The organism is Sporosarcina sp. G11-34, assembly GCF_026931025.1.
This window is the reverse complement of sequence record NZ_JAHNZW010000019.1, coordinates 13,432-33,639: the sequence shown is the minus strand read 5'-3', so window position 1 is coordinate 33,639 and position 20,208 is coordinate 13,432. Positions and strand designations below refer to the sequence as shown.

Genomic DNA, 20,208 nt, shown 5'->3' with positions numbered 1-20,208 from the left:
TCCTAACCCCCTTATGCCGACGTATATTTGAGTATACATAGACGAGGCACAAGATTATGTCTGTTCATGGCACCCGGATAACAAAATCTTTCGACTCTTTCCGAACTCTTTTTCTTTATTAAACGATAGGTTGACACGGTTTGTCTTCACATGTATTATATAGATTGTTGTTCCGAACATCGACTTTCTTAAGTTAGATTTTCTAAATCCACGGCGGCGTAGCTCAGTTGGCTAGAGCGTCCGGTTCATACCCGTAAAGTCGGGGGTTCGAATCCCTCCGCCGCCATTAAAGATTTTTCAAAACGAAGTTTTGAAAAGATCTTTCCATACGTGCACGGCACGGTTCAAGAGTTATTAAAGATTTATAAACAACCTTATATTAAGGCCCCTTGGTCAAGCGGTTAAGACACCGCCCTTTCACGGCGGTATCACGGGTTCGAATCCCGTAGGGGTCATTAGAGATTTTTCAAAACGAAGTTTTGAAAAAATCTTTCCACGCATGCAGAGCATGCCCATACACTTTAATAACTACTTATATTGAATACATACGAAGTTAATGCCCCAAAATAGTTTACCTTGTATCACTCCATAAATGTATTACTATTTTATAGCTCAATTTCATCAAAAAAAGCAGTGGACTAGGGTTTTTCCCTAATCCGCTGCTTTTTTATACTTTACTTTTTCTTAAATTGAAACAGCTAGCAAGTTACCCTCTACTTGAACCGCGGCCACCGCGTTTTGATTCTGTAGCTTTTTTCAAAGTAGATAGACGTTCTTCGCTATCTTTCATGAATCGTGCCATCTTCTGTTCGAAGTTCTCAGGACGGTCTGTAGTAGGGCGACCGCCGCTTTGACGAGGACGTTGTGGGCGTTGTGGGCGTTCTGGACGTTGCTCAGATTCAGGCTTCGCCTTTCTAATTGACAATCCAATTTTACCGTCTGTCCCAACGTTCATCACCTTTACTTCAACCATGTCGCCTACTTTAAAATGTTCATTGATGTCCTTGACATAATTGTCCGCAACTTCACTAATGTGGACCAGGCCAGTCGAACCATTCGGCAGCTCAACGAATGCCCCGAAGTTTGTGATTCCTGTTACTTTACCTTGTAGCTTGCTACCTACTTCAATTGACATAAAAAAAATGCTCCTCCTTAAGATTTAAGCAGGCCTCCATGTTTTGGAAGCCTTTCAACCATTTTCACGAGTCCTGATATGATCAAGATTCTTACTTTCATTATAGCCAAAAAAAAAAGAGTGTCGAAAAGATGATTTCATTGTCATCCGATAAAAAGTAATTTTTACGTGCAAGCTTGGCAATATAGTCGTCGTCGTTCAATTTCACAATTTGACGCGTCAATTTTTGCTGTTCAACGTTCACTTTTTCTAACTCGGCAACGAGCTCGATTTTCTTTTGTTCTTTCACTGCAAGTGCCTTTTTTTGATGTAAATTAGTCTGTATGAGCCCGCCAAGGATAATCACCGCGGCAATAGCGTAAACAGCTAATCGGCGGTATAGCCGAACTTTGCGTGCACGTATCCTTGCTTCTTTCTTTTGTTGGGAGCGGACATATTCAGTTTCAATTGAGGAGACTGTAGCAGGAGACTTCCCTTGTTTTCCCCGTTGCATGTCACGCACTTCCTTTCTATATAAATCACCCATTTTGTTAGTTCATAAATTATAACTCACTTCTCTAGTTTATTAAAGTAATTCCCAAAATACCTCGAGAATAGTTTAGCTATGGGCCTGAAAGGAAGTGTAATGACTTTTATTAAAAAGCGAAAAATTTGTCGGATAATTAACAGAACAAAATTAATTAAAAACAAAACCGGTTTGATAATAAGTTTTAATAAAATTCCTCCAAAAAAACGAAAAATCTTATGAAAAAAGCTTACGTATAGTAGCATTCCGCTTAGTTGGGCAAACGGATCATAAATTCGCCAAGCGCCATCTCTGACAAGATAAAGAATATAAAAGGTCCAGCAGCCCGCTATTATCCAGCCGATTACTTCAAACAAGGCCGCACGCCTTCTTATCATCGATTTTCTTCCAGCATGCGTAGTTCCTGTTTGAATGATATCGATAAATGCTGCCGCCACAATGCCCGTCCCAATCATCGCTAGAAGACTAAGAAACTGGACAGAAAGGCTCATCCAAATAATTTATGGAGGAAATTGCGGGACCCTGAATCTTCTTCATCGTACTGGAGCGTCGTAACCGTCCCTTCCAATGTAAGAAGCCCTTTATCTACATCTAAATGGACGATGCGTAGTTCCTCTCCCCGTATTTGAAGTACCCCTTGCGATGTGCGAACGAAAAATTCCTCCTGATCAAACCGATCAATTGATTTTACCGATGTGATATCCATTCGCTTTCTATTTCTCATTGTTACGACATGATCACCTGATGGAATTGCGTATGTGGGACTGTCCGTCTGGAATTGCATATGCTTCCCCCTCTGCTTGTACGTTCACAGCTATCTTATGCGGGAATATATCATTTTATGTTAAGACCGACATGCAAACACGGTCAATTTTCATCGTCGATAAATTCTGGCTCCACCTTATCAAGCATCTCTTCTTTAAGTATCGTAAACATGGACTCTGCTTCATCTTTTTTAGTCGTATTTTTTATTTGGTTGATTTTCACAGTGACAATTTTTTGCCCAAAACGAATCGCTAATTCGTCGCCTATCTTTACAGAAGACGAAGCTTTCGCTACTTTGTCATTAATCGTAATCCGACCTTGGTCGGCCACTTGTTTTGCCAATGTTCTTCTTCTAATTAGACGGGATACTTTTAAAAACTTATCAATTCTCAATGGGTATCTTCCTCTCTTTTTGCCTGTTGCCAAAACGATTCCAGCTCATCTAACGTATAGTCCACAAATTCGCCGCCCTCTTTTTTCACACAAGTTTCCACGAATGTAAATCGTTTTTTAAACTTACGATTCGCATGAATCATTGCTTCTTCTGGAGATATTTTCAAGAATCTTGAAATGTTCACGATTGTAAATAACACATCACCGAGTTCATCCAGTTGGCGCTCGTCCGTTCCATTCACCACTTCAACTTTTAACTCGTCTAACTCTTCTTCTAATTTTTGAATGGCTCCTTCGATAGTCGGCCAATCAAACCCTAACTTTGCCGCCTCTTTTTGATAGTTCAACGAAGTTAGCAGTGATGATGAATAACGATCTTGTCCATCCAATGTCGAATCTGCTTGCGGTTTTTCATCTTTTTTAATGTCTTGCCAATTTTTTAGAACCTCTTCTGAACTTGTCACACTGCTATCACCAAATACATGCGGATGGCGGCGAATCATTTTGGAACCAACCGCTTCAAGCACATCCTCCATCGCAAAATAACCATCATCTTCCCCAATTTGAGTGTGAAGGAATACTTGCAGTAAGACGTCACCGAGTTCTTCGATAACTGCTTCATCATCTTCGCTTTCAATTGCTTCAAGCAACTCATGCGCCTCTTCGATTAAATACCGCCTTAGTGACCTATGGGTCTGCTCGCGGTCCCATGGGCACCCATCAGGTGCACGGAGCGCTGCAATAATTTCCCGGAGCGCTGACCACTCCTTTAAGCGGTTTTCAAGGTTTTTAACAGGCGGTACATAAACCGTCGTCAAATTATCGATTTCCGTTACCCGATCGAGCTCAAATAGCGGGACAGTCCTCAACTTTTCTCCTACTGAACCAGCTGCTGTCACAATTGTAATTTGATGGTCGAACGCATACTTTTCCATCAGTGATAACTTCACCTCGGACGCAACAAACGCATCGTAGACTTGTCCAATTAGCACGTGCTGAGTCATATGAACATCGTCCCGCTTCATATCCGTACCGTCAAGTAATTGAAAACCTTCAATTGGATCGATTCTTAACGCCGCAAACATCGGGTCAAGAAAACTATTCCCACCCACGATTTCAAGTGTAATAAGACCTTCTTTTTCTTTTTCAACTAACAATTGCACGGTTCGTTCAGCAACGAGTGGATGTCCTGGAACGACATATGTAACCGGCTTTTCTAAACTCATAGAAACGAGTTGATCCACAATTTCTTTATACACTTGTTGGAATGAATCATGGCTTTCATAGACTTCATCGAAACTAGTCATCGACATGCCTTCTGCCCTTAGTTCGGCGATTACGGGGTGTTGGTCCGTTCGCGCGACAATGACATTCGCCTCTTTTAACTTTCTGTATACCCCGATTGATAACTGATCGAGATCTCCTGCACCAAGACCGATAATTGTTAATGTATGCATTGTATTCACCTTTTCTTTTTGGACTTCGTCAAAAACATTTGTACTGTAGCAAGCCGTTTACCAAACGGCAATAGAAACCATTCTTTTTCTGCCATAATTCGTGATTTCATAATAACAACAAGAAATATAACGCCCCCCAACAACACAGAAGTTAGCGCAATAAGAGACGCTTCAATTCGCGCCGGTAAACCATCGAATAACCAACTGTCCGCCACAACCATCCAAGGCAAGACAACACCTACCATAAGCATCGTTGCCGTCATCAACCAAGTGTAAAAACGGAGTGGTGCAAGTCGAATAGGCCACACTTTTTTAAAGTATATTAAAAGCCCAACCGTCACTACTAAGAAGCCAATATTACTAGCAATTGCCGCCCCAGTTACATCAAATACGGGTACAAGAAGATTATTTGCAAGTACTTTTATAACAAGTCCAACTGCTAGTAAAAGCACTGGAACTTTCACCTTGCCCGCCCCTTGCAAGATTGCGGTCAATGGCAAGATAAGCGATAACCAAAAGATCTGAATGACAAAAATAATTAATGGGATCGAGCCATCACGCGTCTCAAATAACATTTCATTCACATAAGGTAAGACGAGTGCGAGCCCTATCGCCGCCGCCCAGCCAAATAAAAAAGCGGTTCGGAAAGTCAATCGAATAAACGGTACCTCTCCACGTCCCGTCTTTTTCACGGCATGATGGGCAATAAGTGGGACAATCGCGAGCGCGAGCGTGGAAGCAATCATTATCCCCATTTGCACAAGGGGTTGTCCCCGGTCATAAACACCTTTCGTTTCCATCGCTACTTCTTCCGCGAAACCGATTGATAACAAAATACGGAAAACAGTGAACGAATCTACGAGCTGGAACAAAAGGAGTATGAGTGAACTGGCACTTACGCTTAGACTTACAATCGTCAGCTCTTTTACCACTTGCCAGTTATTCACTTTAACCACCGGTCCGCCAAACCGATTTCGGAAATACCATGTAAGGATCAAAACACCTGCGAATTCTCCTACAACAGCACCCCACATGGCTACTTCGCCTGTCGCATACAACGAAGCACCCGCTTTTACCGCAATCCATGTCCCTATAAGAATAACGGCCACACGAAAAGCTTGCTCACCAACGCCTGATATAGCGACGGGTACCATTTGTCCCTCTGCCTGAAATGCACCTTTGAGAACGGCAAGAGCCGGCATGAACAAAACGATGTACGCCCCTGCTCGAAGTAATGACGCCAAATACGGGTCACCCATTGAATGAGCAAAAAATGGGGCAAATACTGTCAGCAATACAAAAAAAGTTATCGATAGAATGGCAAGATAGATAAACGCCACGCGCATAATCGCTTTGGTCTCGCTATGACTTTTGCTTCCAGCAAGTAGTTTGGACACTGCTACCGCAAAACCATATGACGTCCAAATAATAAAAATACCGATAAATGGATACACTTGTTGATAAATGTAAAATCCTTTGTCACCGACAAGGTTTTGAAAAGGAATCCGGTAAACAGCGCCGAGTAATTTTACAACAATCGCGGCGATGGTAAGGATAGATGCACCTTTCATGAATGTTTTCATATTCCATTGTTCTACCATTCAATAAATCCCCGTTCTCTTTTTTCAATGCCATCATTATAGCATGTCGGGTTAACTCTCTTCAAAATCCATGACATCGACCAAGGAATTTGACTTTATACAGCTGGGATTCGCACATTCATTGAATGAAGATCAAAATGTGTCGGAAAGAAGTTTACTTATTCGATGATTAGGGAAGGCAATAAAATAGGAAAGCACATCTTCGCATAGTAGTATTTCAATTTCAAACTACTCACGCCGGCAAATTAAATGTAAAACCAATATAAATTACAATGGAGGAAAAGGCATTATGAAAAAAAATATGCTTTTAAGTAAAATAAAAGTAAAGCAACGAATCATGTACGTGAAAGCGAAATACTTAGGACGAACCCACCCTTGCGTCGTTAGGAGCAGTCAAGAGCTCGATACTTTATTAAATAAATACCAGGGTATTTAATAATTACACATAATAAAACAGCCTTCCCTTACCGATTTGCGACGGTAAGGGAAGGCTGTTTTTTCGTTACTGTTCCATTTGTTTCGCTAGGAAGTGGGCGGCGGTTTCTGCGGCTTTTTGTTCTATTTCGCCAATAAAATGTACTTTCGATAGCAAATAGATAGCCCCAATTGCGTCGCCCCCGGTAATAATAGGTGCGATGCAATACGACTTAACTTGTTCCGACTGCCCGGGAACCCACTCGATTGTTTGTTCAAGTTTCTCTGTGATAATTTTACGCCCTGTAATAATTTCCTCCACGTCTGGTGATAACTGACGGTTCAAATAGTCTTTCTTCGACAATCCAGAAACCGCAATCATTTCATCTCTGTCGCTTATTAGAGCCGGGGTACCAAGTGTTTCGTATAGTGTTTCCGCATACTCCCTCGCAAATTGCCCAAGTTCAGATATTGGAGAATACTTCTTTAAAATTACCTCACCGTCTCTGTCGGTAAAGATTTCAAGTGGATCCCCTTCGCGGATTCGAAGTGTCCTCCGAATTTCTTTCGGAATAACTACCCTTCCTAGGTCGTCGATTCTGCGGACGATTCCCGTTGCCTTCATATCATGATGCCTCACTTTCCAAGAAATTAGAAATCAACTTCGTTGCTGTTGTAGTATGCATCATATGTGGGTAAAATATGCAACACGTCCTTTAGACGGTAGTAGAAGTAGTTGTTTCCTTGGAAGCAGTCGGAAGAAGCCTCATCATAGCTTCCAAAACATCGAATCCTGTTTTCTTTCCTGTATGACGTTCGTCGACAGTTAAGAGCAGTTGGTCAGCATCCATTGAAAAACCAACAGCACGACCAAACTCCATCGATTCTGCTATGAGTTTTGCACCATCTGTTTTTGCCGTTCCTTCTGGGGATAACCTAATTTCAATTTGCGTGCCTTTCTTTTTAATCGACTCAACACCACCAATAAGTCCCCATGCTTTCAAACGTGCAACGCGCAGCAGCAGATCTGCCTCAAGCGGTAAATCACCAAATCGATCCGTCATTTCATCGACCAACTCGGAATAATCCACTTCACTTTCAATCGCCTTCACACGTTTATACATTTGAATCTTTTGGAATCCGTCACGAATGTATTCGTCAGGTAAATAGGCATCGAGTGCAAGTGAAATTTCTATCTCCTTGACTTCCGACTTCACGACACCTGATTGACTTTCTTCAATTGCTTCTTGAAGCATTTGCGAATAAAGATCAAAACCAACCGAATCGATAAATCCATGTTGTTGGGAACCTAACAAATTTCCCGCCCCACGAATCGATAAATCCCTCATAGCAATTTTAAAACCAGAACCAAGTTCAGTGAACTCTTTAATCGCCTGAAGACGACTTTCTGCGACCTCTGTCAGTACTTTGTCCGGTTGGTACAGAAAGTAAGCATATGCCACCCTATTCGAACGTCCTACGCGTCCGCGTAGCTGGTAGAGTTGTGATAAGCCCATTCGATCTGCATCGTGGACGATAAGCGTATTCACGTTGGGAATATCAATTCCTGTTTCAATAATTGTCGTCGTAACTAATACGTCATATTCCCCTTCTAAGAAGCTTAAAATAACAGATTCCAGTTCCCTTTCACCCATCTGTCCATGCGCAAATCCTACACGAGCTTCTGGAACAAGTTGTTTAATTTCATCGACCCGGCGCATCATATCTTCCACCCGATTATACAAGTAGAATACTTGACCTCCTCGTCCCATTTCACGCTCGATTGCTTCGCGGATTAGGACAAAGTTATGTTCCATAACATAGGTCTGCACAGGAAATCGATTAGCAGGGGGCGTTTCTATAACCGACAAATCACGGACACCTAGCATCGACATGTGAAGGGTACGCGGTATTGGTGTTGCCGTCAACGTCAATACATCAACGTTCGTCTTCAACTGTTTTAACTTTTCTTTATGCGTCACGCCAAATCGTTGTTCTTCATCAACGACTAGTAAACCAAGGTCGCGGTAAGAAACGTCTTTAGATAAAAGCCTGTGCGTACCAATAACGATATCAATCGTTCCGGCTTTTAATCCTTTTAACGATTCCGTTTGTTCTTTTTTCGTTCGGAAACGGTTCAGTAGGGCGACTTCAACAGGAAATCCAGAAAACCGTTCTTTCATCGTTTCATAATGCTGTTGGGCGAGAATTGTTGTTGGCACTAGAAATGCAACTTGTTTCCCATCGGAAACCGCTTTGAAAGCTGCTCGAATCGCGACTTCTGTCTTTCCATATCCAACATCCCCGCAAAGCAGTCGGTCCATTGGACGGATTTTTTCCATATCCTCTTTAATTTCTATAATTGAACGTAGCTGATCTTCTGTTTCGTCGTATGGAAACGCATCTTCAAATGCCATCTGCATATCGTCATCTGCTGCAAATGCGTAACCTCTTTCTAATTCTCGTTCCGCATAAAGCTTAATAAGATCTTCTGCAATGTCCTTAACCGCCGCAGATACTTTACTTTTCGTTTTCTTCCAAGCCGCACCACCGAGTTTGTGTAACTTCGGCTGTCTTTCTCCAGACGCTATGTACTTCTGGATAAGATCAATTTGATCGGCTGGAACGAAAAGCTTGTCATCACCTTCATAATGAATATGCAAATAATCTTTATGATTTCCACTTACTTCAAGAGTCTCCAACCCAATAAATCTACCAATTCCATGATGCACATGAACAATATAGTCCCCTGGTTTTATTTCCGAGTAACTTTTAATGCGCTCTGCATTTGAAATTTGTTGGGGTCTTGATTTTCTTTTCGGCTTCCCTTGAAATAATTCGGCATCTGTAACGACCGCCAACTTTTGAAAAGGAAGTTCAAAACCTGCAGACAAATCACCATTAATGACAAATGTTCCACCAGAACTTGAAGGTTTACCCCCTAACGAAGATTCCACGTCATAGTCTTGGAGAATAGCCTGCACTTTTTGCATCCGTTCGCTACCATCGGCGATAATCATTATAGTGAAACCGCCGTGTTGCCAACGCTCCATCTCATTTTTAAAGAAGTTCATTTGCCCGTGGAACTGTTGCATCGGCTTACATGAAAATGTCATCGTTTTTTTCACGACAATATTAGGCACCGTACGAACGAAAAGTGACAAATAGAGTTTTTTCTGTGAAAGCATCTTGTAGGTTTCTTCAAATGAAAATGAAATTTTTGCATTATGAACAATTTTTCCTTCTTCGAGTAAATTGACGAACCAGTCTTCCTCTTCTTTCTCCAGCGATTCAATCACTTCAGTAACTCTTCCAATTTCATCGAACATGACGATGCCATCCCTCGAAAAGTACGTTGCAAGAGAAGTCGGTTTGTTTTCGGAAAAAGATGCATACTTCATGATGTTTTCAGGGGCATTTCCGGACTTCATAAGGGTAATATCTGGCATGATGTTCATTGTCATTCGTTCTTTTACTTCTTCATTGCTTATTCGTTTTAAGCTAGAACTGAGTTCAATCTCTAGTTTGTCCGCCATTGCCAACATATCTTCTGAAGACCACACAAATTCAGATGCAGGGAGGATAGATACTGAATCTAATTTATCAATTGAGCGTTGATTGTCTGCTGAAAATGTCCGAATCGAGTCGATTTCCGTGTCGAATAACTCAATTCGAACTGGGTTTTCCATATATACCGGGTAAAGGTCGAGAATTCCTCCGCGTAAAGCAAAGTCTCCCGGGGCTGTCACCATTGGCTGTCTCGTATAACTCATCGCTACAAGACTTTCAAGCCAACTTTCCATGTCTATTGTATCCCCGGTTTTTGTTGTAAGACAATTTTCAAGCCAACGTTCTTTGTTCGGCAAAAACTTTCGAAGTCCAGCAATAGGTGTAATATAGATACCTTTTCCAACCCTCGCCATATGATCTAGTGTTTCAATGCGTTGGGCACGTAGTTCATAGCTAGAAAATGAAAAGTCAGCTGCAATAAGCTCTTCTGCTGGATACAAATGAACGGAAAATTCACCTGCCATTTTCACTAAGTCTTCATATGTACGCTGAGCTTGGAGCAAGTTCGGAGATACAATTAGAATGGGTTTGTCAATCGATTGCCGGATTGCTTTAAAAAATACCGGTTTTGCACCCCCGGATAGCCCGGTGATAAATTGGCCATCTACTCCATTCTTTAATTCTTCAATTAGTTCACTAATATTGTTATCTTGCAATGTTAAATCTATTAGCATTTCCAATGCTACACATCCTTTTTTTCGTCTATATATGTTGAATTAAAGACTCTACCTTGAAAAAGTCCAATGATAATCGCTTTACCAAGCCGTTGATTTCCGTTTCGAGCGGACGCTTCCCACTACAATCAACTAGGCGGTACATTCTTAATTTCAAACTATATATACGTGTATTGAAATTAAGAACTCTATTAAACTTATTATCCTACTTTTAAATCAGAAAAAGCTTTGGAAGCCTCTTGGCTCCAAAGCGAATATCTTATTGCAACCATTTACTTAGTGCGTAGTAGTCCGGAAACTTTTGAAGTGACTGTTGACACTGCTCACAAATACATTGCACAGCCATAGCCCCATCCTTCTCATACGTTAGAAAGTGCTCTTCTTCCTTTTCATCCAACTTTTGAAGCAATAGTATCGTATCTTTTACAGATTCAAACGGAAGTGAACCAACTTCCGTTTTACAATGTCGGCATTTATAACGGACTGTCATCTAGTTCCACCCCTTTTTAAAAGTATAGGCTAGAGACCGGTCCATTATTCCTTAAACGCCATTAAAATTGTTCATAACATCAATAAAAGGTTTTTCAAGCCATGCTTCACAAGCCGAGGCACTTTTTTCAACAATTCCAGAAATAAGAGGTGCTTCGTCTTTATTGAATGGTGAAAGGACATAGTCCGATACTTTCATTCCACTTACTGGTCTTCCGACCCCAATTCGAATCCGATTGAACTTGTCTGAACCAATATGTGCAATAAGTGATTTCATACCGTTATGGCCACCTGCACTTCCCTTTTGGCGAAGTCGAATACTTCCAGGGGCAAGATCCAAATCGTCGTAAACGACGGTAATGTCTTCCAAACCCACATCATAGTACTCCATTAATGGACGAATACATTCGCCTGAAAGGTTCATGTATGTGAGCGGTTTAACGAGCATCACTTTTCCTTTAGGTCGATGGATAACTGTAAACATTCCATTGAATTTCGATTGCATTGCTGGCGCGTTTAGACGTGCAGACAGTTCATCAATGACATGAAACCCGACATTATGTCGCGTTTTTTCATATTGTTTGCCCGGATTACCGAGTCCAATAATCATTTTCAAAATAATCCTCTTCCTTTTCCATTAGTCAGGCTGCTTTGAATGAATCCCAAAAAGGTCCAACGCCTAAATTCAAGAAAAACAGAAAAAAGGCGTACGGTAATCCGTACGCCACTGTATTTTCTTACGCTTCTTTGTCTGCACCAATTACTTCTGTTTCTGCGCTTGCATCCCCAACTTCGGCATCAAGTGCTTCAAGATCTTCTTCAGTACGTGGAGCAGAAATTAGAACTAGTGAGAAATCATCGTCATTCAAAATTTCGTATTTTGATTTCGCGCGAATATCGCCAACTGAAATCGCTTCTCCGATTTCTAGTGCTGCAATGTCAATGTCAAATGATTCCGGAATATCCGAAGGTTTAACTTTGATTGTCAATTCACGGTTCGGCTGTTGTAGAACGCCGCCTGCTTTTTCACCTACAGATTCGCCTACAAGATTGACTAAAACGTCAACTTCAAGTTCTTCTGTCATGTTAATAGCAAGGAAGTCCGCGTGTAACACATCGCCTCGTAACGGATTAAGTTGGTAATCGTTTAAAACAACGTTAATTTCCTTGTCGTTTACTTGTAGTTTCATAACACCATTACGTCCAGTTACACGTAATGTTTTTAGAAGGTCGCGCTCTTTTACAGAAATAGAAATTGCCTCTGTTCCATATCCGTAAACGACTGCCGGTACGAAACCGCCTTCTCGTAATTCTGTAAGTGCCGATTGCTTAGTTATTTCTCTGATTTCTGACTGAATTGTAGTGCTCATTTTATTTTATCACCTTTCCAGATAAGTTTATTATGCTAATTTGGCTACTCTAAAGGATACGCTATAAAGCCGCCTTTTGTCAATCGAACAAGATGCTTACGGACTTTTCTTCAAATACCCGAACGATTGCGTCGCCTAAAAGTTTTGCAATCGAAACTTGTTTAATTTTAGGGGATTGTTTATCGGCAGTTAGTGCAATTGAATTCGTAATCACAAGTTCTTTTATTTTGGAATTGTCGATTCGCTCAATTGCAGGACCTGATAATACCGCATGTGTACAACAAGCGTATACTTCTTTTGCTCCACTTTCGATTAACGCACTCGCCGCAACAGTAATCGTTCCAGCCGTATCAATAATATCATCGATAAGAATTGCAACTTTTCCATCTACGTTACCAACAATGCTCATTACTTCTGCAACGTTTGGACGTGGACGACGCTTGTCGATAATTGCAATTGGTGCTTTCATTCGGTCCGCCATTTTTCGTGCACGCGTTACTCCGCCGTGGTCCGGGGATACGATAACTAACTCATCCTGAGCATAGCCTTTTTGACTGAAGTATTCAGTAAGAAGTGGTTCCGCCATCAGATGATCGATTGGAATATCAAAGAAGCCTTGGATTTGAGGTGCATGAAGATCAATTGCGATTACACGGTGTGCTCCAGCTGTTTCTAATAAGTTTGCAACTAGTTTAGCTGTAATCGGTTCACGTGATCGCGCTTTACGGTCCTGACGTGCATACCCATAATACGGCATAACGACATTTATCGTACGTGCAGACGCACGTTTCAATGCATCAATCATAATAAGTAGCTCCATGAGATTGTCATTGACAGGGTTAGACGTTGACTGGATTACGAATACATCACAGCCACGGATACTTTCTTCGATATTAATTTGGACTTCTCCGTCACTAAATCGTTTCACAGAAATTTCTCCGAGCGGGCGCCCGATTTGTTTCGCAACCTCTGTTGAAAGTTGCTCGTTGGAATTCAAAGAAAATATCTTTAGTTTGTCATTCGGATAATGATTAGTCATCATGGTCCCCCTGTTTATTTGAGTTTTAGTTTTGTTACGTATCCTTCTTTGTTTTCTTGACGCGAACGCGCGATTGCTAACGAATTTTCTGGTACATTTTTTGAAATCGTTGAGCCCGCTGCCACATAAGCACCTTTTCCTACGTTTACTGGCGCGATAAGGTTCGAATTGCATCCGATGAATGCTTCGTCTTCGATTGTTGTTACATACTTATTCATGCCATCATAGTTAACAGTAATTGTACCACAGCCAACATTGACGCGCGATCCAATCTCTGCATCACCAATATAACTTAGGTGTGATACTTTACTTCCTTCTCCCAGCGTCGACTTTTTCACCTCGACGAAGTTGCCAATTCGAACGCTATTTCCAAGGCTAGATTCTGGTCGGATATGGGCAAATGGTCCAACGCTTGTGTCAGCGCCTATCGCACTTGCAAGAACAACTGAAGAGTGAATCGTTGTACGGTCTTCGATCGAACTGTCGACAAGTTGACTATTTGGACCGATTACACAGTTTTCACCGATAATCGTTTTCCCTTCAATCATCGTACCTGGTTGAAGAACAGTATCACGTCCGATTTCAGCATCTGCGCTTATATACGTATTTTCAGGACTAATAATCGTCACACCGTTTCGCATATGTTTCTCAGCGATTCGACTACGCATCACACGTTCCGCTTCAGATAAAACGACGCGGTCATTCACACCGAGTGTTTCGCTAAAGTCATCCGTTATATAAGCAGAAACAAGTTCTTTTTCGGCTTGTAAAATACCGATCACGTCCGGTAAATAGTATTCACCTTGCGCATTATCGTTTTTCACTTTTTTCAACGTAGCGAAAAGTGCTTCATTATCAAAACAATACGTTCCCGTATTAATTTCGGATACTTTTTGCTCCTCGGCTGACGCATCTTTTTGTTCGACGTTGCGCAAAACTTGGCCGTTTTCACCACGAATGATGCGGCCATATCCTGTAGGATCATCAGCTACCGCTGTAAGTATTGTTGCTTTGGCACCTATTGCATTATGGTGTTCTATAAGCGACTTCATTGTTTCTGGTCGAATAAGTGGTGTATCCCCGCAAACTACAATCGTTGTACCGGAGAGACTACCAATAAGCTTTTCTGCCTGCTGGACAGCGTGTGCAGTTCCAAGTTGCTCTTCCTGCAAAGCATACTCACTTTTTTCACCAAGCGTTTGCTCAACCTTTTCCGCTCCGTGACCAACAATTGTCACGATTCGATCTGTTCCAAGGTCAATTATATTGTCAATAACGTGTGCGACCATCGATTTTCCGCAAACAGGGTGGAGCACTTTATACAAATCGGATTTCATCCGTGTACCCTGTCCCGCTGCGAGGACGATGGCGTATGTATTCGTCATTAATACGGCCTCCATCAATGAGGGAATAAAATAAGTCCCTCTCCATTGTTTTCACTATTGACTATAGCCGAAATTCATCTTTTTTTCAACCTGTTACATCTTGACAATTTCATTACAATCTTTTAGCATTAATTATTTGCGTTTCTAGCTATCGTTTTAGTATTATCCATAACACCAAAATTTAGGCCAAAAAACTGCCTTCTATGTGAACGAGGCAGCTATCCAAAATTATATAAGCAATTATACTGCTCCTATTTCTTCGAGTGTCACTTTTTCATTGGCAGATTGATGATAAGCAGCTATTACTACATTCTGGATTTTCATGCGTGCATCTGAATTGATTGGGTGCGCTACATCCCGGAACTCACCGTCTGGTGTACGTTTACTTGGCATTGCAACGAAAAGCCCTTCATTCCCGTCAATCACACGAACATCGTGGATAACGAATTCATTATCGAATGTAAGGGAGGCTATTGCCCTCATTCTGCCTTCCGTTTCCACCCTCCTTAGTCTTACATCTGTTACTTCCATCTGACTACCACTCCTAATCTTTTTGCATGAATACTATATTCTATAAAAGTAATCGTTTCCCTCCTTTAAGTTGCATAATCTTTAAAAGAATTAGGCAACTCATTTCGTAATCTGAACTAAAGAATCCGCCTTCGCTGGAGATTACGTGGAAATCATAAGTTCAACCTATATGGGAATAATTGATAAAAAAATAAAACCCGCACCAGTTTTCTGGGCGGGGTATCCATTATTTTGTTGTTAGTGCAATTACTTCAATTTCAACGTTTACGTCTTTCGGAAGCCTACTTACTTCAACGCATGATCGTGCGGGTGTATGCGAACCAAAATGTTTTGCATACACTTCGTTAATTGCTGCAAAATCATCCATATTCGTAATAAACACAGTTGCTTTCACTACTTTGTCTAAAGAAGAGCCAGCCGCTTCGAGAACTCCTTTTACGTTTGCAAAGACTTGGTTCGTTTGGTCTACAATCGAACCTTCAATTAACTGTCCTTCTGGTGTAATTGGAATCTGCCCTGACGTGTAAATAAAGCCGTTCACAGTTACTGCTTGTGCATATGGACCGAATGCTGCTGGTGCTTTGTCTGTTTCTACGTAATTCATATCATTTTCCACCCTTCTCAAAATAGTTTCCTTTACTTAATTCAATTGTACGGTCTTTCTCATTGACTGCGCGGAGTTTCACAAGAGATAAATAATCATCGACTAGAACTTCTTCGTGATGCCCGGCTTCGACCAGCACCGCCGTACCGGCAAGTTCGCAACCGAATTCTTCAAGAAGATTCTTCATACCAGCCATTGTGCCGCCAGCTTTCATGAAATCATCGGTAATCAATACCCTCTGCCCGCTTTTCATACTTCTTTTTGATAATACCATAGTCTGAATACGTCTTGTTGAACCCGAGACATAATTAATACTTACAGTAGATCCTTCTGTCACTTTACTATCCCGACGAACGATAACAACAGGGACATTTAAATGACGCGCAATTGAATGTGCAATCGGAATTCCTTTTGTCGCTACCGTCATAATTACGTCAATATCCATATCTGAAAACCTCGAAGCAAACACTTTACCAACGCGGTCCATAATACGTGGATTTCCAAGAAGATCGGCCATAAACAAATAGCCACCTGGTAAAAGTCGGTCCGAGTGACCAAGTTCCTTCATAAGAAGGGAGATTACTTCCTCAACTTCTGAATCAGCCATTTTAGGAATAAACTTCACCCCGCCAGCAGCTCCCGTGACAGTTTTAAGTTCCCCTGTCCCTTTTTCTTCAAACGTTTCTTTTATAATCGTCAAGTCTTCGCTAATTGAGGACTTTGCAGATTTATATCGTTCAGAAAAAAAGGTAAGGGGAATTAGTTCATGTGGAGATTCCAACAGGTGTCGGGTCATATCAACAAGTCGTTCGCTTCTTTTCCACTTCATGCAACCAACTCCTAAAACACGAATGTTTTAATAGTACATTACCATTAATATACGTGTTTAATCAAATGAATGCCGTTCACCCATCATTCGAATGGCGTAAACTTCTGGACAAAATCCTTTTAGACCATTATAAATTCTTGGTACCCTCGATTCGTGTTCTACAAGACCAAACACAGTTGGTCCGCTTCCACTCATCAGCACTGCATCCGCACCAAACTTTTTCATCTGTTCTTTTAGGACCGCCACTTCTTTATGAATTCCTGTCGTAACAGGTTCAAGAACGTTTCCAATTGAACGGCACATTTCATTATAATCCCCATATTTCAAAGCTTGAATCATACGCTCCGTATTCGGGTGCTCAATGGACGATAAACTTAAATCTTTGTATATGTTGCCCGTTGACACAGAAATTGCAGGCTTTGCCAGGATAACCCAACAGTTCGGCGGAGCTGGAAGGTCGTGAATAATTTCCCCGCGACCAGTAGCAAATGCTGTGCCACCGTACACGCAGAACGCTACATCCGATCCAATTTCAGCGCCAAGTTCCGCAAGCTTGTCTGCACTAAGACCTAACTTCCACAACTTGTTTAAACCTCGCAGCGTTGCAGCTGCATCCGAACTACCACCTGCAAGGCCGGCTGCCACCGGAATCCTTTTCTCAAGCGTAATTTCAACGCCTTGCGTAATACCGTATTTCCGTCTTATAAGTTCTGCAGCTTGATACGCAAGATTTTTTCGGTCACTTGGAACGTACCGCACAGATGACTTAATTTTAATTTGTCCGCCTTTTATTTGACGAATCCACACTCGATCAGCAAGATCCACCGTCGTCATGATCATCTCGACTTCATGAAAGTCATCCGGACGTTTATGTAACACATCGAGCGTTAAATTTATTTTTGCTGGCGCCTTTTCGTAAAGCATCCGGCTCCCTCCATTAACAGCATGTCTTAGTTCCCTATTTTACCATAGACGCTGAATATTGCACGTTGATTTATCACTTTTTAAATATGTACAGTGCCCATGTAACAAGGACAGGGACTACCCCAGCATCACCTGACTCGATGATGTTAAGGGCACTCCCTGTTTTTTGTCAGCCGAGCAGTGGACTCAAGCAGTTTTCAATAATTATTTACCTTCTGAATGACTACGTTCTGCCATTTCAATCGCACGTTTCACCATATTACCGGCATCGCGTGACTTGATACCGCCCCAACCTTCACGTTGAACAACATCGTAAAACCCAAGCTCTTTCGCAATTTCTTCCTTCAAGCGCTCAGACATAATACTACGTTTTTTCGCCATTCGGTTTTCCTCCTTTTGGCTGACGTTTCTAGTATGAGCAGAAGAAAATAAAAAACACCTATCCAACAGACATTCCATTGCTGGATGCTGAGAATAGGCGACTGAAAAGTTCATAACTATTATTATTTGACGATAAAGGCAGTATTATCTGCACCGTCGAGTCCATCTAGAATTGTTATTTCAACCGCATCGGTTAAAATATCCGCGTAGCTGTAAGATACTCTTTCAAACGCATTATCTTCTTGGTCTAGTTCCACTACGAAAACTGCACGATACGTTTCACTTAAGACTCCCGCTCTTTCGATTGTTCGTCTTCGGCCACCGTTCACTTTCAAATGCAAACGTTTCCCAAGATGAGAATCCAATGACTTCTTAATGTCCGCTAATGTTTTTGGCATGTCGCTTACACCTCACTAAGAATAATCATAACACATTCAAAGAGTTCTGTCAATTAAAAGTTTCATTTTAACAATTAAGCAATCGTTTTGTCAATTGTTTTATCAAATAAATAAGTATTTAAAATAAATGAACTAACTTTTTTCACCTTTACGTTCTTTATAAAAGTCGGCATATAACTCGTTCGATAAGCGCGCAAACTCCTCTATTGACAACGTTTCGCCACGTCTGCTCGGAAGAATTTCGGAGCGATTTAGCGCATCAATTATTTGTTCTTTTTTTGACTTTCCTTCCGGCAGCGAAGACTGTAAATTATTAAAAATAGTTTTCCTGCGTTGAACAAATGAGCCTCTTGAAACTTCAAATAAAAATCCTTCATCTTTTACTTGGGCAGGTAACTTTTCTTTCCTTGTCAAACGTAAAACAGCCGATTCAACATTTGGTTGAGGCATAAAAACAGTTCTTGGCACAATCATCGCTACATCTGCATCCATATAATATTGAATAGCAATTGACAGTGAACCATATGCCTTTGTACCAGGACTCGCGGTGATTCGATCTGCGACTTCTTTTTGCATCATTATTATCATGCCTGAAATAGGAACTTTCCCAAGCAAAAACTTCATAATGATTGGTGTTGTCACGTAATAGGGAAGGTTTGCAACGACAACAACGTCCTCGTACTCCGCAAACTGCTCTTCCATCACTTCTAAAAGATTCACTTCTAAAATGTCTTGATGGATAATCGTCACGTTGTTGTACGGCGATAACGTGTCTTCTAACACTGGAAGAAGGCGCCCATCAATCTCAAACGCAACAACCTTCCCAGCGCTCCTTGCAAGGTGTTCTGTAAGGGCACCAATACCTGGACCGATTTCAATGACGCCGGTTTTTTCCGATAACCCCGCATGAGAAACAATATTCCTTAAAACATTAGGATCGATTAAAAAGTTTTGTCCAAGACTTTTCTTAAAAGAAAACCCGTGTTTTTTCAGAATTTCTTTTGTTCTGACCGGAGTCGCAATATCTTTATTCATTTTCTTCCTCCTCGTCTAGAACTTTTAGCACTTCATTCAACTTATCTTGGTCAATTCGGAACATTTCAAGACGTTTTTTGAGTCCTTTACCATTCACTTGACCGATGCGTAGCAACTCGCTTAGTTTTTCACGCCTTTTTCTTGCATCCGGATGACCAATTAACCTCGCCGCCATTAAATAGGCGAGTGGGATATCCGTAACTTCATCGTTATCCGTTGTATAGACTGAACGGATCGCTTCACGTATATCCTCATCTATCGCATGTTCAATTCCAAGCCCTTGCCCATTTTTTGCGATTGTTTTCTTTTTTTCCAAAAAGGCGTGTTTTACACCCACAACATGCTCTTCAATAATTGCACGTATTCTTCTTCCCGGATAATCGGGATCTGTAAATACAATGACACCGCGTGTCTCTTGGGCATGTTGTATTCTTACAAGGGTTTTTTCATCGATTGCAGAGCCATTCGTTTCAATCGTATCTGCACCCGTTGCTCGTTTCACCGCGATTGTATCCGATTTACCTTCAACGACAATAATTTCTTTAATCTTCACAAATAGTCCTCATTCCACTGCATTCTTTACTCAATTCTACTATCCATGTACATTGTTGTACAGAAGACTCCCCTAAAAGGCGTATTATAAAAAAACAAAATAATCCGTAGGACACATAATCGTCCTACGGATAGT

Annotated in this window: 23 protein-coding genes and 2 tRNA genes; 3 read left to right on the top strand and 22 right to left on the bottom strand. The window is 41.3% G+C overall.

Going from position 1 to position 20,208, the window contains the following annotated elements:
* The first annotated feature begins 212 nt into the window (after positions 1 to 212).
* Together KSU66_RS19215 and KSU66_RS19210 are read left to right on the top strand one after the other, a co-directional pair.
* Positions 213 to 286 (top strand) — tRNA-Met (locus KSU66_RS19215).
* A 97-nt stretch (positions 287 to 383) separates the two neighbouring features.
* Positions 384 to 455: transfer RNA gene (locus KSU66_RS19210), tRNA-Glu, on the top strand.
* Between the two features lie 251 nt (positions 456 to 706).
* On the opposite strand, the gene KSU66_RS19205 is transcribed toward KSU66_RS19210, so the two are convergent.
* The 7 genes from KSU66_RS19205 to KSU66_RS19175 form a co-directional block, all read right to left on the bottom strand.
* Positions 707 to 1,135, bottom strand: a complete 429-nt coding sequence (locus KSU66_RS19205) for a S1 domain-containing RNA-binding protein (protein ID WP_269053079.1) — start codon at positions 1,133 to 1,135, stop codon at positions 707 to 709.
* A gap of 100 nt (positions 1,136 to 1,235) precedes the next feature.
* The gene (locus tag KSU66_RS19200) at positions 1,236 to 1,628 is read right to left on the bottom strand and encodes an FtsB family cell division protein (RefSeq protein WP_269053078.1); all 393 of its coding nucleotides are present in this window, start codon (positions 1,626 to 1,628) and stop codon (positions 1,236 to 1,238) included.
* A gap of 56 nt (positions 1,629 to 1,684) precedes the next feature.
* On the bottom strand, positions 1,685 to 2,152 hold the full coding sequence (yabQ, locus tag KSU66_RS19195; RefSeq protein WP_269053077.1) for a spore cortex biosynthesis protein YabQ: 468 nt from the start codon (positions 2,150 to 2,152) through the stop codon (positions 1,685 to 1,687).
* Positions 2,149 to 2,445 carry a sporulation protein YabP gene (gene yabP, locus KSU66_RS19190; RefSeq protein WP_269053076.1) on the bottom strand — a complete coding sequence of 99 codons (297 nt, stop codon included), beginning with the start codon at positions 2,443 to 2,445 and terminating at the stop codon, positions 2,149 to 2,151. The genes yabQ and yabP overlap by 4 nt, the downstream gene beginning before the upstream one ends.
* Before the next feature lie 83 nt (positions 2,446 to 2,528).
* A complete protein-coding gene (locus KSU66_RS19185; RefSeq protein ID WP_269053075.1) occupies positions 2,529 to 2,819 on the bottom strand; it encodes an RNA-binding S4 domain-containing protein in 291 nt (96 codons plus the stop codon).
* Positions 2,816 to 4,276 carry a nucleoside triphosphate pyrophosphohydrolase gene (gene mazG / locus KSU66_RS19180; RefSeq protein ID WP_269053074.1) on the bottom strand — a complete coding sequence of 487 codons (1,461 nt, stop codon included), beginning with the start codon at positions 4,274 to 4,276 and terminating at the stop codon, positions 2,816 to 2,818. Before mazG ends, KSU66_RS19185 begins: the two co-directional genes overlap by 4 nt.
* A gap of 5 nt (positions 4,277 to 4,281) precedes the next feature.
* Entirely contained in the window at positions 4,282 to 5,877 is a 1,596-nt protein-coding gene (locus KSU66_RS19175) for a putative polysaccharide biosynthesis protein (protein ID WP_269053073.1), read from the bottom strand.
* A 289-nt stretch (positions 5,878 to 6,166) separates the two neighbouring features.
* On the opposite strand from KSU66_RS19175, the gene KSU66_RS19170 reads away from it, so the two are divergent.
* Positions 6,167 to 6,313 carry an aspartyl-phosphate phosphatase Spo0E family protein gene (locus tag KSU66_RS19170; RefSeq protein WP_269053072.1) on the top strand — a complete coding sequence of 49 codons (147 nt, stop codon included), beginning with the start codon at positions 6,167 to 6,169 and terminating at the stop codon, positions 6,311 to 6,313.
* A 66-nt stretch (positions 6,314 to 6,379) separates the two neighbouring features.
* Here the strand turns inward: KSU66_RS19170 and spoVT are convergent, their stop codons facing one another.
* From spoVT to rnmV, 15 genes are all read right to left on the bottom strand, one after another.
* Positions 6,380 to 6,916 carry a stage V sporulation protein T gene (gene spoVT, locus KSU66_RS19165; protein ID WP_269053071.1) on the bottom strand — a complete coding sequence of 179 codons (537 nt, stop codon included), beginning with the start codon at positions 6,914 to 6,916 and terminating at the stop codon, positions 6,380 to 6,382.
* Between the two features lie 91 nt (positions 6,917 to 7,007).
* Complete coding sequence (mfd, locus tag KSU66_RS19160) at positions 7,008 to 10,541, bottom strand: transcription-repair coupling factor (protein WP_269053070.1); 3,534 nt, start codon at positions 10,539 to 10,541, stop codon at positions 7,008 to 7,010.
* Between the two features lie 253 nt (positions 10,542 to 10,794).
* Positions 10,795 to 11,025 carry an anti-sigma-F factor Fin gene (locus tag KSU66_RS19155; protein WP_269053069.1) on the bottom strand — a complete coding sequence of 77 codons (231 nt, stop codon included), beginning with the start codon at positions 11,023 to 11,025 and terminating at the stop codon, positions 10,795 to 10,797.
* A gap of 51 nt (positions 11,026 to 11,076) precedes the next feature.
* Positions 11,077 to 11,640: an aminoacyl-tRNA hydrolase gene (gene pth, locus KSU66_RS19150; protein WP_269053068.1), complete on the bottom strand. Its 564-nt coding sequence runs from the start codon at positions 11,638 to 11,640 to the stop codon at positions 11,077 to 11,079.
* A 121-nt stretch (positions 11,641 to 11,761) separates the two neighbouring features.
* The gene (locus KSU66_RS19145) at positions 11,762 to 12,394 is read right to left on the bottom strand and encodes a 50S ribosomal protein L25/general stress protein Ctc (RefSeq protein ID WP_269053067.1); all 633 of its coding nucleotides are present in this window, start codon (positions 12,392 to 12,394) and stop codon (positions 11,762 to 11,764) included.
* A gap of 79 nt (positions 12,395 to 12,473) precedes the next feature.
* On the bottom strand, positions 12,474 to 13,433 hold the full coding sequence (locus KSU66_RS19140) for a ribose-phosphate diphosphokinase (protein ID WP_269053066.1): 960 nt from the start codon (positions 13,431 to 13,433) through the stop codon (positions 12,474 to 12,476).
* Between the two features lie 14 nt (positions 13,434 to 13,447).
* A complete protein-coding gene (glmU, locus tag KSU66_RS19135; protein ID WP_269053065.1) occupies positions 13,448 to 14,818 on the bottom strand; it encodes a bifunctional UDP-N-acetylglucosamine diphosphorylase/glucosamine-1-phosphate N-acetyltransferase GlmU in 1,371 nt (456 codons plus the stop codon).
* A 240-nt stretch (positions 14,819 to 15,058) separates the two neighbouring features.
* Entirely contained in the window at positions 15,059 to 15,349 is a 291-nt protein-coding gene (gene spoVG / locus KSU66_RS19130) for a septation regulator SpoVG (protein ID WP_269053064.1), read from the bottom strand.
* Between the two features lie 226 nt (positions 15,350 to 15,575).
* Positions 15,576 to 15,953: a RidA family protein gene (locus KSU66_RS19125; RefSeq protein WP_269053063.1), complete on the bottom strand. Its 378-nt coding sequence runs from the start codon at positions 15,951 to 15,953 to the stop codon at positions 15,576 to 15,578.
* A gap of 1 nt (position 15,954) precedes the next feature.
* Positions 15,955 to 16,782 carry a pur operon repressor gene (purR, locus tag KSU66_RS19120; protein WP_269053062.1) on the bottom strand — a complete coding sequence of 276 codons (828 nt, stop codon included), beginning with the start codon at positions 16,780 to 16,782 and terminating at the stop codon, positions 15,955 to 15,957.
* Positions 16,783 to 16,839: 57 nt separating this feature from the next.
* Positions 16,840 to 17,706: a 4-(cytidine 5'-diphospho)-2-C-methyl-D-erythritol kinase gene (gene ispE / locus KSU66_RS19115; protein ID WP_269053061.1), complete on the bottom strand. Its 867-nt coding sequence runs from the start codon at positions 17,704 to 17,706 to the stop codon at positions 16,840 to 16,842.
* 204 nt (positions 17,707 to 17,910) lie between these two features.
* Entirely contained in the window at positions 17,911 to 18,087 is a 177-nt protein-coding gene (locus tag KSU66_RS19110) for a small, acid-soluble spore protein, alpha/beta type (protein ID WP_269053060.1), read from the bottom strand.
* A 122-nt stretch (positions 18,088 to 18,209) separates the two neighbouring features.
* Positions 18,210 to 18,485, bottom strand: a complete 276-nt coding sequence (gene veg / locus KSU66_RS19105; protein ID WP_269053059.1) for a biofilm formation stimulator Veg — start codon at positions 18,483 to 18,485, stop codon at positions 18,210 to 18,212.
* 132 nt (positions 18,486 to 18,617) lie between these two features.
* A complete protein-coding gene (rsmA, locus tag KSU66_RS19100; RefSeq protein ID WP_269053058.1) occupies positions 18,618 to 19,520 on the bottom strand; it encodes a 16S rRNA (adenine(1518)-N(6)/adenine(1519)-N(6))-dimethyltransferase RsmA in 903 nt (300 codons plus the stop codon).
* The gene (rnmV, locus tag KSU66_RS19095) at positions 19,513 to 20,073 is read right to left on the bottom strand and encodes a ribonuclease M5 (RefSeq protein ID WP_269053057.1); all 561 of its coding nucleotides are present in this window, start codon (positions 20,071 to 20,073) and stop codon (positions 19,513 to 19,515) included. The genes rsmA and rnmV overlap by 8 nt, the downstream gene beginning before the upstream one ends.
* Positions 20,074 to 20,208 lie beyond the last annotated feature (135 nt).